This window comes from Photobacterium sp. SP02, assembly GCF_038519165.1.
Classification (GTDB): Bacteria; Pseudomonadota; Gammaproteobacteria; order Enterobacterales; family Vibrionaceae; genus Photobacterium; species Photobacterium halotolerans.
In genome coordinates this window covers 17536-33489 of sequence record NZ_JASJOJ010000049.1, presented here as the reverse complement: position 1 = coordinate 33489, position 15954 = coordinate 17536, and the positions used below count along the sequence as shown (strand labels likewise).

Genomic DNA, 15954 nt, shown 5'->3' with positions numbered 1-15954 from the left:
ACCAATTGAGCACTATTGCTGCAGCCATCACTGAGCTGGAAGCCTCAATCAAAGAAATCGCGCAAAGCACCACTGAATCGGAAACCGAAGCCGAAGCGGCCAATACGCTGGCTAAAGAAGGGGCCGGGATTATTGCGCGCAGCACCGAACGTTTGCAGTCTTTGGATGCTCAGTTTGCACGAAATGAGACCTGCATGATGTCGCTCGATGAGCATGTCAGCAAAATTACAGAAGTCGTCGAACTTATCAGCTCGATTGCCAACAATACCAATCTTCTTGCCTTGAACGCAGCAATTGAAGCGGCAAGGGCGGGTGAGCAGGGCCGCGGGTTTGCCGTGGTCGCCGACGAAGTCAGGAAACTGGCCAGTGAGACTAACCAGCAAACCGAGTCGATCCGCCGGACTATCGCCGAGCTGCATCAGGCGGCTGAGCAGGCGAACCTGGCCATGCAGGAAAGTCGTAGCGAGATGACGGCATCCATAAATCTGAGTGGTGAGGTTGAATCGGCGATTCAGAACATACAGGGCGCCATTGCCCGAATTACCGATAAAGTGATCACGATTTCTGCTGCCACACAACAGCAGGAAAATGCCTCTATGGAAGTAGGGCGAAGTGTTGAGGAAGTCGCCAGCCAGGCCAGCCTTAACAACCAGCAATTATCGACGCTGGTAGAGGAAGCCAGAACTGTGTCTGACATTGCACGTGAGCAGAGCCAGATGCTGACGCGCTATAAAATTCTGGACCCTGCTGTTTAGAAACCGCAGGCATAGACTTGTCACCGGGTCACTAACGCCAGTAGAATGCTGGCGTTTTTTCTTTCCCTGGTAGTCTAGCTATGCGTATCCACGCTGTTCATAACCTGTATGAAATGCGTCTTGCCCGTTCAACACGGCCATTTCTGGCTCGGGGTGGAAAAGTCGAGCGTTGTCAGTTCTGCATGCTCAGAGCACACCTTTGTATTTGCAGTCATAAACCACAGATTGAGTCTGACGCCGCCTTCATGCTGATCATGTACGATGATGAAGTGCTCAAACCCAGTAATACCGGCAGGCTGATTGCCGATCTTTTTACCGATACCTTTGCGTTTATCTGGTCTCGCACTGAGCCTGATCCCGCCATGCTTGCGGTGCTGACTGATCCCCAATGGCAACCTTATGTGATTTTTCCGGCGGAGTACGGGACGCCAGAGCGTGTTGCCAGCGCGGTTGTGCCTCAGCCGGGAAAACGACCATTGTTTATTTTGCTTGACGGAAGCTGGTCTGAAGCGAAAAAAATGTTTCGTAAAAGCCCGTATTTGAACGATTTCCCTATGCTGTCAATTACGCCTGAGTCACGTTCACGTTATCAGGTCAGGGAAGCGGCCAAGGACAATCAGTTGGGTACGGCAGAAGTCGCGGCCCGGATCGTGGCCGGTTTCGGTGAGCAGGAAAATGCCCGAATGCTGGATCTCTGGTTTGATGTGTTCAGAGAAAACTATATGGCCGGGAAATTAAACCGGCCTTTGCCTGAAGATTCGGCCTTGGCGCGCCTAAAGCAGGCCACACTCTCCGAAGCTTCTGCGTAACCGTGCTTTTTCAGCTTTGCATTGCTTACTTAATATAAATGTGCGCTTGCGCTGATTGATGCACCGCTAAATATGGTTTGTGTCACAGTCTGTATATTCGGATAAATGGATAATTTTTGCAGCGCAAAATAATGGAGACAACGATGTATTACGGCTTCGATGTAGGAGGCACTAAAATTGAATTTGGTGCTTTCAACGAAAAACTTGAGCGTGTGGCCACTGAACGTGTACCTACGCCGGGTGATGATTATGAGGCGTTAATTGATACGCTGGTGGAACTGATCCGTAAAGCGGATGAACGTTTTGACTGTAAAGGGAAAATTGGTATCGGTATCCCCGGTATGGAAGATGCCGAAAATGGCACAGTGCTGACATCCAATATCCCTGCTGCAAAAGGCCGCCACCTGCGTCGGGATCTTGAAAGCCGTCTTGGCCGTACTGTCAGTATTGATAACGATGCAAACTGTTTCGCTTTGTCTGAAGCATGGGATGAAGCATTGCGTGATGAACCGTCTGTGCTGGGGCTGATTCTGGGCACGGGTTTTGGCGGTGGTTTAGTGTTTAACGGAAAAGTGTTTTCCGGTAAAAACCATGTCGCCGGTGAACTGGGCCATACGCGTCTGCCCATTGATGCCTGGTTTCACCTGGGTGAAAAAGCGCCTTTGTTCCAATGCGGCTGTGACAACAAAGGATGCATTGATAACTATCTGTCCGGGCGCGGCTTTGAACAACTTTATGCGCATTATTTTGGTGAGAAAGTCCCGGCCATTGAGATAATCAAACACTACAACCAAGGTGAAGCGAAAGCCGTTGAGCATGTTGAGCGTTTTGTTGAGCTGCTGGCCATTTGCCTGGGTAATTTGCTGACAGGCCTGGATCCGCATGTTGTCGTGTTGGGCGGCGGTTTGTCCAATTTCGAACTCTTGTATGATGAGTTGCCCAAGCGTTTGCCTAAGCACCTGCTGTCTGTGGCACGTGTGCCTAAAATCATCAAAGCCAAACATGGCGATGCGGGCGGCGTCCGTGGCGCGGCTTTCCTGAATATCGAAACCGTCTGAACCATCCCCTTAATTATGCTGAAGGCACCCGCAAGGGTGCTTTTTTATTGGTAACTCACCGCAACAGGGGATAGAATCCCTGCTTTTTCGTAATCAAGGCAGCGGTATGGCGTTTTCCAAGTTAGGGCTACAGGCCGATATTCTCTCAGCGATCAATACGCAAGGCTTTACAGAACCGACTCCGGTACAGCAACTGGCGATCCCGGCCGTGCTGGCGGGAAAGGATGTGCTGGCTGCAGCACAGACAGGAACCGGAAAAACCGCTGCTTACGGATTGCCGATGCTGGATCGGATGCTCAGTCAAACCGCTAAGAATCAGGAACAGGGTAAGGGCGCGCCAGTCAGAGCCTTGATTCTGACGCCGACCAGAGAGCTGGCGCAGCAGGTACAGGACAATATGGACGCCTTCTGTGCTGTCCTGCCTCTCACATCTGTGGCTGTGTATGGCGGTACCAGCATGAATATGCAGACCAAAGCCCTCAGAGATCGCCCCGAGATAGTCGTTGCCACTCCGGGACGTTTATTGGATCACGCGCATGTCGGTAATATCGATCTCAGCCAGGTTGAATATCTGGTGCTGGATGAAGCCGATCGCATGCTGGATATGGGTTTTCAGGATGAAATCCAGCGCATTTTAAGGCGAATGAAAGCGCCGCGGCAAACCTTGCTGTTTTCTGCAACCTTCTCGAAAGCGGTCAAGAATCTGGCGTACAAGATGATGCAGGATCCTTCTGTCATCGAAGTCACCCCTGCCAATACCACAGCAGAAACCGTGCAGCAGATTGTCTACCCGGTTGATAAACACCGTAAAGCCGAATTGCTGGCTTATCTGATTGGCTCACGTAACTGGCAACAGGTGCTGGTGTTTACCAAAACCAAACAGGGATCGGATGCTTTGGTGAACGAATTACAGCTGGATGGCATTAAAGCTGCGTCCATTAATGGTGATAAAAGTCAGGGGGCAAGACAGCGCGCATTAGATGATTTTAAATCAGGAAAAGTGCGGGCCTTGATTGCAACTGACGTCGCAGCCAGAGGGCTGGATATAGAACAACTCTCGTATGTCGTGAACTTCGATATGCCCTTTAAAGCGGAAGATTATGTTCATCGCATCGGACGTACCGGCCGTGCCGGCAGTGAAGGTTTGGCGGTGTCGCTGATGAGCCTGGACGAAGAATGGGCCTTAAAGGCGATTGAAGATCTGCTGGATACGCGCTTACCCCAAGAATGGCTGGCAGGTTATGAACCTAATCCGACCATTGCACCTCCTGAACACGCGCCTAAAGGCCGCTCAGCCGATAAACGCCGTATGAAAAAGCAGCTCAAAGTGCATCACGGCAGAGGTAAGCGTCAATCATCGAGGCGCTAGTATGATCAAGGCGCGAGTATTTTCCAAGCGTTAGCATTTGCCCAGTGAGACTAAAAAGCCACTTATTCATTAAGTGGCTTTTTTATTGTTACCCCGAAACCACCGCCATGGCGGTGGTGATTGTTGCAGTTGACAGGCTGTGATTATTTCACGCCGGTACAGTGGTCAATGGCGTTTTGCATAATCTCTCGCGCTGTTTTCTCACAAGGTGGCAGCTCGGCATCCGATTGCGCGACTGGCGTTACCCGTTGTCCCCATTTAATCAGGCAGGCACCCCAGGTCAGGCCGGCACCAAATGCTGCCGACAATATGGTATTACCTGGCTTGATGAATCCTTCTTCAACCGCTTCACACAATGCGATGGGCACAGTCGCAGCAGAGGTATTGCCGTAGCGATGAATGTTAACGAAAGCTTTTTCCAGCGGAATACCTGTGTGATCGCACAGGGCTTCAATAATGCGCTTGTTAGCCTGATGGGGGATGACCACATCAATCTCTTCTTTGCTTAACTGAGCACGTTCCAGCACAGTGCTGGCCGCGGAACCCATGCCCCGTACCGCGCGGCGGAAAATTTCACGGCCAACGAAGTTAAAGGTAAAATGACCCGGATCCGGATTGAAGCGATCCATAGACGTGCCGAAGTCAGGGATAGCCAGCACATCACGGCCTTCAGCATCACAGCCAAGCTGCGCTTCCTGCAGGCCAAGCTTTTCTTCGGTGCGGCTGATGATCACAGCGCCTGCACCATCGCCGAACAACACGGCGGTGTCGCGTTTGCTCCAGTCGATCAGCCAGGATAAACGCTCTGCACCAATAACCAGCGCATGACGGTAATTACCGGCCTGAATCAGGCGGGTGGCGGTTTCCAGGCTGTAAATGAAACCGGTACAAGCAGCGTTCAGATCGAACGCGGCGGCACGTTTGGCACCGAGATCCAGCGCGACTTTGGACGCAATGTTCGGCATCAGTGTGTCAGGTGAACAGGAAGCGATGATGATTAAGTCCAGATCATTGGCTGTTAATCCGGCGGCTGCCAGCGCACGGGCACCGGCTATTTCTGCCAGCTTCGAGGTATCAACATGGCTGATGCGGCGCTCCTGAATCCCGGTACGGGACTGGATCCATTCATCATTGGTTTCGACAAACTGGCTGAGTTCATCATTGGTCAGAATAGCTGGCGGCAGGCACTTGCCCCAACCCGTGATTTCGGCGTGGTACATAGCGATTCTCTGTTCTGGTTATCGTTTTCGGCAAATTAATATTGCGAAAATATGAATTCGGTTGCTTTCTCTGCGGGAAAATGCAGGAACATCGGTGAAAATCCATTGAGTCAGCCTGTTATCTTACTTCAAGCTCTAACGGACTCCAAGCTATCGAAGCAGGGATTTGTGCTCATCATCAAACCCTTGGCGTTTACCCGAACTTCCCTGTGTGGATAATGAAATTAATAAAATTATCGGTAAGGGTTTGGTGAAATGTTAAGAGTGGCAACAGTCGGTACAAATTGGATCACTGACAGTTTTATAGAGGCAGCCCAGCAAACAGGGAAAATCAACCCAGTTGCTGTTTATTCCAGAACAATGGACAGTGCTGAACACTTTGCGCGAAAACACCAGATTAAGCATTGTTTTGATGACCTTGAAACCATGGCAAACAGTGATGACATAGATGCTGTGTATATTGCCAGTCCCAATGCTTTTCACGCCTCTCAGGCTGAAATCTTTATCCGTGCCGGAAAGCATGTGATGGTTGAGAAGCCTATGGCATCCAACATTCAGGAGGTTGAGGCTTTAATTGAACTGGCTCAGACGAAGAATGTGGTGTTGTTCGAGGCGCTGAAAACCACATACAACCCTAACTTTGCAGTGCTGCGAAACAGCCTGAGTAAAATCGGACGGTTACGCAAAGCCCACTTCAGTTTTTGTCAGTATTCATCCCGGTACGATAAATATCTCAACGGGGAAAATCCGAATACCTTTAATCCTGAGTTCGCTAACGGGTCATTAATGGATATTGGTATCTACCCATTGAGTGTGGCCATCGCATTGTTCGGTGAGCCTAAAAGCTTCACGGCTCAAGGTGCGTTGCTGGATTCCGGGGTGGATGGTCATGGTACGCTGGTTTTGCATTACGGTGATTTCGATGCGGTTGTCACTCACTCTAAGGTGAGTGACAGCAAGATACCCTGTGAGTTGCAAGGGGAGCTGGGGACATTAGTGATTGATACCATAGCAGAGTGCCGCAACATTGTAATTCATCGCAGAGATGAACCTGATGTGACGCTGTCACGGTTTCAGGTGAAAAATACCATGCAGTATGAAGCCGCAGAGTTTGCGCGTTTGATCGAGGGTAAAGATTATTATCACTCGGGTTTGGAGCGCAGCCGTATTGTACACACCATAATAACGGTTGCCAGAGAGATTATCGGGATACGGTATCTGGCTGATTGCTAGTTTAAGAACATAAGGTTAATAACATAAGGCTAATCACACAGATTTAACATAGGTTAATAAAAATGGGTGGCCAATTGGCCACCGGGAAAAGAGATTGGCTTTGCTATTGTTATTATTGTCAGGGTTCTCAGCGAAATCATTTACCAGAACAGGTAAGCCACCATGGTCAGGAAAGCGATCGCAACCATGTTCAGGTAAACCCCGGCGCGCATCATCTCACTTTGTTTGATATGGCCAGAGCCAAACACAATGGCGTTCGGTGGTGTGGCGACCGGGAGCATGAAGGCGCACGAGGCGGCAACACCAATGAGCACGGAAAGAATCACGGGTGATACACCCATGGCATCTGCTACCGAGGCAAAAACAGGGACAAGCAAGGCCGCACTGGCGGTGTTACTGGCAAACTCGGTCAGAAAGACCACGAAAGCCGCCACAGCCAGAACAGTGAACAGCAGGCCAGCCTGATCCAGGAAGCCGCTCAGGCTGTTAGCCAGGAAGATACTGGTCCCGGTTTCTTTCAGAACATTACTCAAACAGATACCACCACCGAACAGCAGCAACACACCCCAGTCGGTTGTTTTTTCAATCTGTTTCCATTTTACGACGCGTGATGCACCCAGCAGAGCGACAGCAAACAGCGCGACAAGAGTGTCAAACTTGCTCAGTCCGCCTAACATGCCATTGATGGGTTTACTGAAAATCCACAGCACAACGGTTAATGCAAAGATAGCAAGAGTGATTTTCTTTCCGTTGTTCCATTCGACTGGCTTGTGGTTCAGCTCGAACGTGTGGTTCAGGTTTGGTTTGAGCAGGAAGTAGAGTACGCCAATTGCCAAAGGTAACAATACTAGTGCGGTAGGCAAGCCGAAGGCCATCCAATCGGTAAAGCTCAGTCCGGCTTCGGCGGCAGCAATGGCATTAGGCGGGCTACCAATAACAGTGGCAATCCCACCGATGCTGGCACAGTAAGCAAGGCCTAATAGTACGAAGACATAGGTGTTACGCTGGTTTTTGGCATCCACTTTAGCCAGGACACCCAACACCAGAGGCAACATCATAGCAACTGTTGCTGTATTGCTGATCCACATAGACAGGCCAGCGGTGACACCGAACAACAGGAACACGGCGACAGACATCTTTCCTTTCGCCATCGCCAGTACTTTATCGGCGATGGCTTGATCCAATTCTTGACTGCGCAAAGCAGCAGCCAGCGCAAAGCCACCCAGGAACAGGAAAATGATGGGATCGGAGAAGTTACCCAGCGCTTGGTTGGTTTTGAAAACGCCAAAACCGACCGCCAGCAAGGGAACGAGTAGTGCTGTGATGCTGACATGAATCGCTTCTGTCAGCCAGAGTACGGCGACGAAAGCAAGAATACTCAGACCCGTTGCGACTTCCTTTTCAACAGGTAATGTATTTAGCAGGACGAAAAATAGGGCGATATCTGCAAGCAGTATCAGGCTGTTCCGGTCAAACAGCCACTGTTTAAGTGTCAGTGCTAAGGCTGTCATATTGGGTTCCTTTCAGATTGACTGTAATTATGGTGTAGGTTTGGCACGAGGCGTTTTTCGCTTCTGTTGTGCTGCCGAACTGAAATGTTGCATTTTTTTTATACTTTGTTAACGCGAATGTGAGGTGTGGGCTGAGTTGTCATGGCTTTTGTGAGGTCATGATTTTTGAATGTGTGGGAATCTACCCATTATGTTTCGGCTCGCGGATGGAACCGGTGGCAAAAACAGGTGTTGTTGCCTTTCATTGAGTGTGGTGTATGGATAATCAGGCGCGAGCATACGCAGGTAAAAATTTGCTTATATCTGGCTTGCGATAGCTGGTCTGGTCAATTATCTTCAGGTGTTTGGTCTTGGCGCTGGAATGAGCCCATTGACCACAGGCATTCAGCCAGCAGGCGATGAAACAAAAATAAGCACAAAAAACAAGCTAGGTTAACGAACAATGACATCGACAAAAAAAGCGTTTAAGAAACGTATTCAGGAAGAAGCCCAGCAGCATTTGAGCCGCGTACGTATGAAGATGCTGGGACAGTACTCACTGCCTGACAAGGGTCAGCGCAAGGAATAAAATGTCGGTTTTATCGTTGAAATAACAGCATTGTTTCAGTGCTAGTGAAACGCACAGTAACCCAGTCAGTTTGGCTGGGTTGTTTTTTTATTGTTACCCCGAAACCAACGGAAATGGTGCTGGCGTCTTCTTCGCAATGGCAATCCTGGCCTTAATTGTCTTATCAATACTTAATGTTTACAAAAGCCAGCCAATTAGAGTAATTACTTGACACTTTGTTAACAACGTATGCACAATGTGGATATAAAAATTGTTGCTTAATTGTTTGTTGAGGATACTGAGTTGTCTGTAAATAATATTGGGGTTATAGGCGTGGGCCCTAGGGGGCTGGGTGTCGTTGAGAGGATTATTGCTTCGGCAATGAATAATATCGAAGCGGAAATTAATTTACTGATATTTGACCCATATTTACCTGGGTCCGGATGTCATAGCACTGATCAACCTGACCACTTGTTAGTTAATACTGTTGCAGAGCAAATCACAATGTTTGCCGATGACTCTGTCGTTGAGGCTGGAAATATTCTTTCAGGACCAACATTTTATCAGTGGTTATGTGAGCAGCGGCCTTCTAAAGATATCCCAGCAAAGGTTCATCCTGACGGTTACTACTCTCGAAAACTGTTCGGACAATACCTTAACTGGGTATTTAACTACATTCTTGAATTTGCTTCAGTTCGATTGAATATAACTTATCTTCCTCTCGAGATTGTGGATATCGAAAAGTCTGAAGGTGGCTGGTCAGTAAAAACAGAAGATGAGAATTGGCATAAACTGGATTATGTATTTATTACAACTGGGCACACTAAGCCAGAGTTGGCAGAAGAACAAAGTGATTTAGAAATTTGTGACCCTTATCCAATTAAAGAAAAGCTGTCAGAAATTCAGTGTAGCGACACCGTTGCAGTGAAAGGCATGGGGTTGACAATGTGCGACGTTGTGGCAGAGCTTACGGTAGGTCGAGGAGGCGAGTTTATCCGCTCTGATAACGGCAGATTAGCGTATGCCCCATCCGGACATGAACCACAGATCATTGCTTATTCACGAACAGGCTTACCTTTGTCAGGTCGAGCGACTAACCAAAAGGGCGCTTCTGCTCAATACAAGGCAAAGTTTTTGACTGCTGATGTGGTGAGAAAGCTTCGTGCTAAAGGCTCTATAGATTTCATCCAAGACGTACTCCCACTCTTAATTAACGACATGGAATATGCGTATTATGAAGCCTATGTACGTGATAAATATGGAGCGATTGAATCACAAAAATTCTGCAACAGTTATTTCTTTTCACCGCCGCCGAAACGGGTTGAGCTGATAAACAGAACAATTAAACCAGAAGATAGGTTTTCGTGGCAAAGACTAATTTCCCCAATACCAATGAAAGTACTTTCTTCTAAAGAAACGTATGGTAAATGGTTGCTGACTTTTATTGAAAATGATTTGTTTGAAGCACAGCGGGGAAATGTGAACAGTCCAATAAAATCTGCCAGCGATGTTCTACGTGATCTGAGGGATTTAATCCGTGACACTATTGATTTCAAAGGATTGACGGAAGATTCTCACCGTTGGATCGATGCAGTGTTTATTCCAATTATGAACCGAATAGCTGTTGGCCCGCCCAAAGAGCGTTTGGAGGAGATGTTAGCACTCGTAGAGTGTGGAATTTTACATCTCGATTTGGGGCCTGCGCCCAATGTTGTGGTGGATACTGAGGGTAAACAGATCGTGCTACAGTCTTCAGTATGGCCTGAATATGAACGACGGTCTGATATTTTAGTCCATGCAAAAATTTCGATGCACAGCCCTAAAGACGATGGAACGGCACTGTGGAAACAATTGCTCTCTAAAGGTTATACGCGTTTGTATTACAACGGCAACTATCATCCTGGCGGGATTGATGTGACTAACACAATGCAAGTGATTAGTCAGGATGGAATCGTTCACGAAACTATGTGGGCGCTCGGCATCCCAACGGAAGGCAATAAGTTTTACACGTTTATTGTTCCGAGACCGGGTGTGAACTCGACAGCCATTGTCGATGCAGGAAAGGCTGTTAACCAGCTTTTTTCGTTGATGGCTGAAAATCGAAGAGCACTTTCCTATGCAGAGTAATCCGATATTTAACCGATACAGTTTCGCAGGCCTTGGAGCAACACTGATTGGTAATGGCATTGGGCGTTTTGCTTATATCGCTCTGATGCCCGCACTGATACAAGCCGGTTGGTTTAGGGTGGAAGACGCCACTTATCTGGGAGCGGCAACGTTAATCGGCTACATCTTTGGCGCGCCGGCTGCCAATTTTCTGATCCGATATTTTACTGTCGGTCAGGTTATCCGGGTCGCCATGCTGGTAAGCAGTCTGAGCTATCTGGGTTGTGCGTTTCAGGACGCACCTCTCGCGTGGTTTTACGTGCTGCGCACTCTGGCAGGCGTCGCAGGCGCCATGCTGATGGTGCTCGCACCGCCGGTCATTGTCAGAATGCACAGCGCTAAGGTCAAAACTCGCATCAGTGGTGTGGTGTTTTCCGGTATTGGCCTGGGCGCCATGTTATCAGGGACACTGATTCCGCTACTTATCTATCACAGTGTTGTTTCTGCATGGATAGGGATGGGGGTTGTGGCTTTTGTGACGACTGTGCTGACGTGGAATGCCTGGGGTGCAACAGAGCCGTTATCCGAAAATCGCTCCGCACCGGCAACCTTCCGGAATATGTCCAGGCCGCAGGGGATGACAGTGCTACTCATCTTGCTGGCCTACACCTTTAATGCCATCGGCTACCTGCCTCATACTCTTTTTTGGGTGGATTACATAGTGCGTGAGCTTGGTATGTCGTTTGTCAGTGGCGGGCTCTATTGGGCAACGTTCGGGATTGGAGCGGCAATCGGCCCTGTTTTAACGGGCTTTCTTGGCGATCATGCCGGAGTGAGGCGCTCGTTATTAATCGCTTTTTCTTTGAAAGCACTGGGTGTTTCGCTTCCCTTAATCAGTACTCACCCGTTAGCGCTGTTTTTCTCCTCCCTGCTGGTGGGTATTTTCACACCGGGCACTGTCACTCTGGTCTCGACCTATACACTGGAATCTGTCGGCTATGAACTGCATACCAAAGCCTGGAGCGCCATGACCTTATCATTTGCTATCTCACAAGGGGTGGTGGGTTTTATCATGGCTTATTATGCTGCTCATCTTGCCTCGTACTATATTCTGTTTGCCGTTAGTGCCAGTGCGCTAGTCGTGTCAATTGCATGTATCTTTTTCACGCCTCCTCAACAGGGAAGCGAACCTGTCTCGCAATCTGTATCCTAATCAAGGGAATGACTATGAAACTTTACTTGAATGAAACCTCACCGTTTTCGAGGGTTGTTACTGCAACGGCATTGTTGTCCGGGTGCGGTGCTTTGCAATTGGTGTGGGTTGATCCGTGGCAATCCCCCGCAGCATTAGAGCAGGTCAATCCTTTTTGTATGATTCCCGCGCTGGCGCTGAACGACGGCGTCTCGCTCAGTGAAAGCTTATGTATCTGTCAGTATTTGATTGCAACATATCAACCCGAAGCCTTACTCGCGGTAGATAGTCAGAATGCCCTTGAGAGTTCCGTAATGGGATTGGCAAAAACCATGATGGAGACAGCATTCAGAACTGTGGCGCTAGGACGCTTTGTTGAGGGAGACAATGCACTCAGCCAGCGGGGGAAAACCGGACTGGTTAAAGCATTGCAAAAACTGGAAGCAGAGGCAGGAGGCGCCTGGAAAGATGTGTTGCTTCAGCCTAATCTGGCGACGCTTTATCTTCATGTGGCTGTTGAGTACGTGCAATTTCGCCATAGTGAGATTTTTCATGATGCAGCGGGCGATAATATTGCCTTCTTTCTTGAAAACTCTCCCTTCAAACAAGTGCTGCAGACAGTGAATTTAGAACGATTAGCTGCTAAACCGGACTTTACAACGCTCATCTCAGCGGGCGTTTAGCACAAGGCTACTGCGGTATACACAGAAACAGACACGCTGCTCAGGCAGTGTGTCTGAACTCAGAGCGTGTTGATAAGAAGAGGAGATAAGGGGGCTGAGTAAGTCGGTTGCTCTGGTTGCTCAGGTTGTATTTGTCGCAGAGGTGGCCTGGTAAAGATGGGCTCTTTGGGGCCGGGAAAACGGGGTTGTTCGTTGAGAATGTACAGATCCAGTATGGCTTTTACTCTCGCAAACACTTCCCTTAACCGAATTTTGAATCCGGCCAATCCGCGAGGTTCCGGAACGGCCAGACAGATGGCATTCAGATTTTTGTGACTGGCAATAAACAGCGCTCGTTCACAATGGAATTGCTGGGTAATAATGACCAGGCTGTTAGCTTCAAACACATTCTTAGCCCGGATAACCGAATCCAGCGTCCGGAAACCCGCATAGTCGAGCACAATCACTTCGTCAGGGATCTCGGCTTTGAGCAAATCACGTTTCATTGTCCATGGTTCGTTATATGAACGGTGCGCGTTATCACCACTTAACAGAAAGATCTGGACCTTTTTCTCCCGGTATAACTTAACCGCGGCATCCATCCGGTAGTTGTAATAAGGATTGAGATTATGGGCTATGTATTTACTCGTTCCCAGTACCAGGCCAACGGTGCGGGCAGGGATGAGATCTATCTGGGTATAGATACGATCAGCCGTCGTTGCTGCTACCCATCTGTCGAGTATCAGAAAGAATCCGAACAGTACAATCATCAACATGACGGTATACCGCAGAAATGTAGGTAGCTTCATAGAGGCCCAAAACGCAAAAATAACGGTTGCTTAACGCCTTAAGTGTACCTTAATCCGTTGATAATGTTGTGTAAAAATCAGGTCATACTTGTCGTGAAAATCATCAGCATGGCAGGCAGAAAAATAAAAAACCCGCCATTGGCGGGTTTTTTCATCAAAAAAGCGAATAATTAGAACGATGTCCGCTTATATCGGCGGTAACCCGGTTCCCAGAAGTTCGCATCAATTTTCTCTTTAATGCGCTCTTCGGTGTTTTTCGGGGCTTTACGTTGCTCAACCGCTTTCTTAGCCACAGCCAGAGCGATGTAGCGAGACACATTCTGGATATCTTCCAGCGGTGGCAGCAAAGCGCCACGGCCGTTAATGGCTAAGGGGGAACATTCCGCCAGCGCCCGGCTGCTTTCCATCAGCATTTCATCGGTTACGCGACGAGCACCAACGGCCAGCACGCCCAGGCCGATGCCAGGGAAGATATAACTGTTGTTACACTGGGCAATCGGGTAGGTTTTACCGTTATAGACGACAGGTTCAAACGGCGAGCCTGTGGCAACCAAGGCCTGACCGTCCGTCCAGCGGATGATGTCAGCAGGCATAGCTTCAACACGGCTGGTCGGGTTGGATAACGGGAAGATGATCGGACGTTCACAATGCTTGTGCATTTCACGGATCACTTCTTCACTGAACAGTCCCGGTACACCGGACACCCCGATCAGTATGTTTGGTTTGCCGTTACGCATCACGTCCAGCAGGGAAATATTGCTGTCGTCAGTTTCCCACTCACTGATGCTTTTGCGTGTCTGCACCAGTTTTTTCTGGAAGTTCACCAGATTAGGCATATCGTCCAGCAGCAGGCCCCAGCGGTCGACCATGAAGACCTGGCTGCGTGCCTGTGAATCGGAAATGCCTTCAGAGACCATTTGCGCAATAATCGCTTCAGCAATTCCGCACCCGGCAGAGCCTGCGCCGAGGAAAGCAACGCGTTGTTCAGACAGTTTGCTGCCGGCCGCTTTACAGGCTGCCAGAAGCGAACCCACTGTTACCGCAGCGGTGCCCTGAATATCATCGTTGAAACAGCAGACTTTATCTTTGTAGCGATCCAGCAAAGGCATGGCGTTTTTCTGTGCAAAGTCTTCGAACTGGATCAATGCATCCGGCCAGCGCTGCTTAACTGCTTGAATAAAGTTATCGACGAAGTCTTCGTATTCTTTCCCGGTAATACGGGTATGGCGCCAGCCCATGTACATAGGATCTGACAGGCGCTGTGGATTATTGGTGCCCACATCCAGTACAACCGGCAAGGTATAAGCCGGGCTGATACCACCACAGGCGGTATAGAGCGACAGCTTACCAATTGGGATACCCATGCCGCCGATGCCCTGATCACCCAGACCAAGAATACGCTCGCCGTCAGTCACGACTATGACTTTGACATTATGGCGGGAAGCATTGTTGAGCATGTCTTCAATGCGGTCACGGTTCGGATAAGAAATGAACAGGCCACGACCACGGCGGTAAATATTAGAGAAGTTCTCACATGCCGCACCGACAGTCGGGGTGTAGATGATTGGCATCATCTCAGTGATATGGCTTTCAACCAGTCGGTAAAACAGTGTCTCGTTGGTATCCTGAATGTTGCGAAGATAGATATGCTTATCCATATCATTGTCAAATTTCAGGTACTGCTGATAAGCACGTTCTGCCTGTTCTTCAATGGTTTCAATCGCTTCTGGTAACAAACCTTCGAGGTTGAAGAACATTCGCTCTTCGACAGAAAATGCACTTCCTTTGTTAAGTAGAGGAGTTTCTAGCAGGGCCGGTCCGGCGTAGGGGATATATAGGGGTCTTTTATCGTCTTTCATGCAATAGACTCTGTTTTTGGCTGAAATTTTGGCATTTCTTCTTATTGAGGGCACATCGTAGACCTATCACTCGTTATATTCAAAGAGAAAGTTCAAAAATTTTGTTAAAATGATCAACATTTTCAACTTTTGTTGAATGTCTGATTACTGAAGGAAAATGCGAGATAAAGTAAGGTATTATCAGGTAGGCCTGGCTATTTGTCATTCGTCTGTACTGATTAATAGTGTTTTTGTGGAGTTTCTAGCTGGATGGGTGGGTGATTATCAGAAATTTACCCCAAAATCACCCGATTTACATTATCTGCCTTCTGTATTAGGCATTCCAAGAGGGAATCATTCGGAAGCGCCTGCCTGAGCGGACAGTTTGGCCTTGATGAAAGTGGCATGGTCAACATAGATCAGCTCTGCAACCTGGCGGATAACGGCTTCTTCCACCGGGTCTAAAATGCCGTCAGCAAAAGCGACTTGCCACATGGCTTCGATTAAGCGGTAACGCTTTTCAGCAGACAGTGAGCGCAGCTTATTGGTGAATTCAAACACCGACACAGACTGCTCGCTGCGGGTTTGAGCTTCGTGTAACAGGGCTCTGGCTTGTGCGTCATCCACTTCAAGCAATTTGACTAACAAGTGGACTTTTGCACTTTCCTCGCTGGGATCCCGGCTGTGATCGGCATCTGCGACTTCACAGAGCAGTGAAGCCATCGCCAGGTGAAGGGATGGGGTATCAACCGCCGCACCATCATCACTGCCTTCATTCATCACCTGACGAAAGAGTACGCGTAATTGCTGGAACATAATCATTTCCTTTCAACAGCCTCAGTCAT

General features: G+C 48.7%; 14 protein-coding genes. 9 read left to right on the top strand and 5 right to left on the bottom strand.

Annotation, left to right across the window (positions count from 1 at the left end; translation table 11 throughout):
- From P0Y67_RS17375 to P0Y67_RS17360, 4 genes are all read left to right on the top strand, one after another.
- Positions 1 to 755 (top strand): methyl-accepting chemotaxis protein (locus tag P0Y67_RS17375; RefSeq protein WP_342392911.1); only part of this gene is annotated, 755 nt, incomplete at its 5' end.
- Positions 756 to 835: 80 nt separating this feature from the next.
- On the top strand, positions 836 to 1564 hold the full coding sequence (locus P0Y67_RS17370; protein ID WP_342392910.1) for a tRNA-uridine aminocarboxypropyltransferase: 729 nt from the start codon (positions 836 to 838) through the stop codon (positions 1562 to 1564).
- Between the two features lie 143 nt (positions 1565 to 1707).
- On the top strand, positions 1708 to 2622 hold the full coding sequence (nagK, locus tag P0Y67_RS17365) for an N-acetylglucosamine kinase (protein WP_342392909.1): 915 nt from the start codon (positions 1708 to 1710) through the stop codon (positions 2620 to 2622).
- Between the two features lie 106 nt (positions 2623 to 2728).
- The gene (locus P0Y67_RS17360; protein ID WP_342392908.1) at positions 2729 to 3991 is read left to right on the top strand and encodes a DEAD/DEAH box helicase; all 1263 of its coding nucleotides are present in this window, start codon (positions 2729 to 2731) and stop codon (positions 3989 to 3991) included.
- Between the two features lie 143 nt (positions 3992 to 4134).
- Here the strand turns inward: P0Y67_RS17360 and P0Y67_RS17355 are convergent, their stop codons facing one another.
- Complete coding sequence (locus P0Y67_RS17355) at positions 4135 to 5217, bottom strand: ketoacyl-ACP synthase III (RefSeq protein WP_342392912.1); 1083 nt, start codon at positions 5215 to 5217, stop codon at positions 4135 to 4137.
- A gap of 249 nt (positions 5218 to 5466) precedes the next feature.
- Between P0Y67_RS17355 and P0Y67_RS17350 the strand changes: the two genes are divergently transcribed.
- Positions 5467 to 6444, top strand: a complete 978-nt coding sequence (locus P0Y67_RS17350; protein ID WP_342392907.1) for a Gfo/Idh/MocA family protein — start codon at positions 5467 to 5469, stop codon at positions 6442 to 6444.
- Positions 6445 to 6584: 140 nt separating this feature from the next.
- Here P0Y67_RS17350 and P0Y67_RS17345 read toward each other — a convergent pair whose 3' ends face one another.
- Positions 6585 to 7955: an SLC13 family permease gene (locus P0Y67_RS17345; protein WP_342392906.1), complete on the bottom strand. Its 1371-nt coding sequence runs from the start codon at positions 7953 to 7955 to the stop codon at positions 6585 to 6587.
- Positions 7956 to 8397: 442 nt separating this feature from the next.
- On the opposite strand from P0Y67_RS17345, the gene P0Y67_RS17340 reads away from it, so the two are divergent.
- The 4 genes from P0Y67_RS17340 to P0Y67_RS17325 all read left to right on the top strand — a co-directional run bounded on the left by P0Y67_RS17340 (position 8398) and on the right by P0Y67_RS17325 (position 12483).
- On the top strand, positions 8398 to 8523 hold the full coding sequence (locus P0Y67_RS17340) for a hypothetical protein (protein WP_272926480.1): 126 nt from the start codon (positions 8398 to 8400) through the stop codon (positions 8521 to 8523).
- Between the two features lie 282 nt (positions 8524 to 8805).
- Positions 8806 to 10629, top strand: coding sequence for an FAD/NAD(P)-binding protein (locus P0Y67_RS17335; RefSeq protein ID WP_342392905.1), 1824 nt, complete (start codon positions 8806 to 8808; stop codon positions 10627 to 10629).
- Entirely contained in the window at positions 10619 to 11821 is a 1203-nt protein-coding gene (locus P0Y67_RS17330; protein WP_342392904.1) for a YbfB/YjiJ family MFS transporter, read from the top strand. Before P0Y67_RS17335 ends, P0Y67_RS17330 begins: the two co-directional genes overlap by 11 nt.
- Positions 11822 to 11835: 14 nt before the next feature.
- On the top strand, positions 11836 to 12483 hold the full coding sequence (locus P0Y67_RS17325) for a glutathione S-transferase family protein (protein ID WP_342392903.1): 648 nt from the start codon (positions 11836 to 11838) through the stop codon (positions 12481 to 12483).
- A 59-nt stretch (positions 12484 to 12542) separates the two neighbouring features.
- Here P0Y67_RS17325 and P0Y67_RS17320 read toward each other — a convergent pair whose 3' ends face one another.
- The 3 genes from P0Y67_RS17320 to P0Y67_RS17310 all read right to left on the bottom strand — a co-directional run bounded on the left by P0Y67_RS17320 (position 12543) and on the right by P0Y67_RS17310 (position 15925).
- Positions 12543 to 13232 (bottom strand): SanA/YdcF family protein, encoded by a 690-nt coding sequence (locus tag P0Y67_RS17320; RefSeq protein WP_446728853.1) that lies wholly within the window; start codon positions 13230 to 13232, stop codon positions 12543 to 12545.
- A gap of 209 nt (positions 13233 to 13441) precedes the next feature.
- Positions 13442 to 15130 carry an NAD-dependent malic enzyme gene (locus P0Y67_RS17315; protein ID WP_342392901.1) on the bottom strand — a complete coding sequence of 563 codons (1689 nt, stop codon included), beginning with the start codon at positions 15128 to 15130 and terminating at the stop codon, positions 13442 to 13444.
- Positions 15131 to 15463: 333 nt separating this feature from the next.
- On the bottom strand, positions 15464 to 15925 hold the full coding sequence (locus P0Y67_RS17310; protein WP_342392900.1) for a tellurite resistance TerB family protein: 462 nt from the start codon (positions 15923 to 15925) through the stop codon (positions 15464 to 15466).
- Positions 15926 to 15954 lie beyond the last annotated feature (29 nt).

Excerpts from the sequence above, each read along its gene's own strand:
- P0Y67_RS17315 (WP_342392901.1), bottom strand. The coding sequence starts at position 15,130 with ATGAAAGACGATAAAAGACCCCTATATATCCCCTACGCCGGACCGGCC.
- P0Y67_RS17350 (WP_342392907.1), top strand. The coding sequence starts at position 5,467 with ATGTTAAGAGTGGCAACAGTCGGTACAAATTGGATCACTGACAGTTTT.
- P0Y67_RS17310 (WP_342392900.1), bottom strand. The coding sequence starts at position 15,925 with ATGTTCCAGCAATTACGCGTACTCTTTCGTCAGGTGATGAATGAAGGC.
- P0Y67_RS17345 (WP_342392906.1), bottom strand. The coding sequence starts at position 7,955 with ATGACAGCCTTAGCACTGACACTTAAACAGTGGCTGTTTGACCGGAAC.
- P0Y67_RS17325 (WP_342392903.1), top strand. The coding sequence starts at position 11,836 with ATGAAACTTTACTTGAATGAAACCTCACCGTTTTCGAGGGTTGTTACT.
- P0Y67_RS17360 (WP_342392908.1), top strand. The coding sequence starts at position 2,729 with ATGGCGTTTTCCAAGTTAGGGCTACAGGCCGATATTCTCTCAGCGATC.
- P0Y67_RS17370 (WP_342392910.1), top strand. The coding sequence starts at position 836 with ATGCGTATCCACGCTGTTCATAACCTGTATGAAATGCGTCTTGCCCGT.
- P0Y67_RS17330 (WP_342392904.1), top strand. The coding sequence starts at position 10,619 with ATGCAGAGTAATCCGATATTTAACCGATACAGTTTCGCAGGCCTTGGA.
- P0Y67_RS17340 (WP_272926480.1), top strand. The coding sequence starts at position 8,398 with ATGACATCGACAAAAAAAGCGTTTAAGAAACGTATTCAGGAAGAAGCC.
- P0Y67_RS17320 (WP_446728853.1), bottom strand. The coding sequence starts at position 13,232 with ATGATTGTACTGTTCGGATTCTTTCTGATACTCGACAGATGGGTAGCA.
- nagK (WP_342392909.1), top strand. The coding sequence starts at position 1,708 with ATGTATTACGGCTTCGATGTAGGAGGCACTAAAATTGAATTTGGTGCT.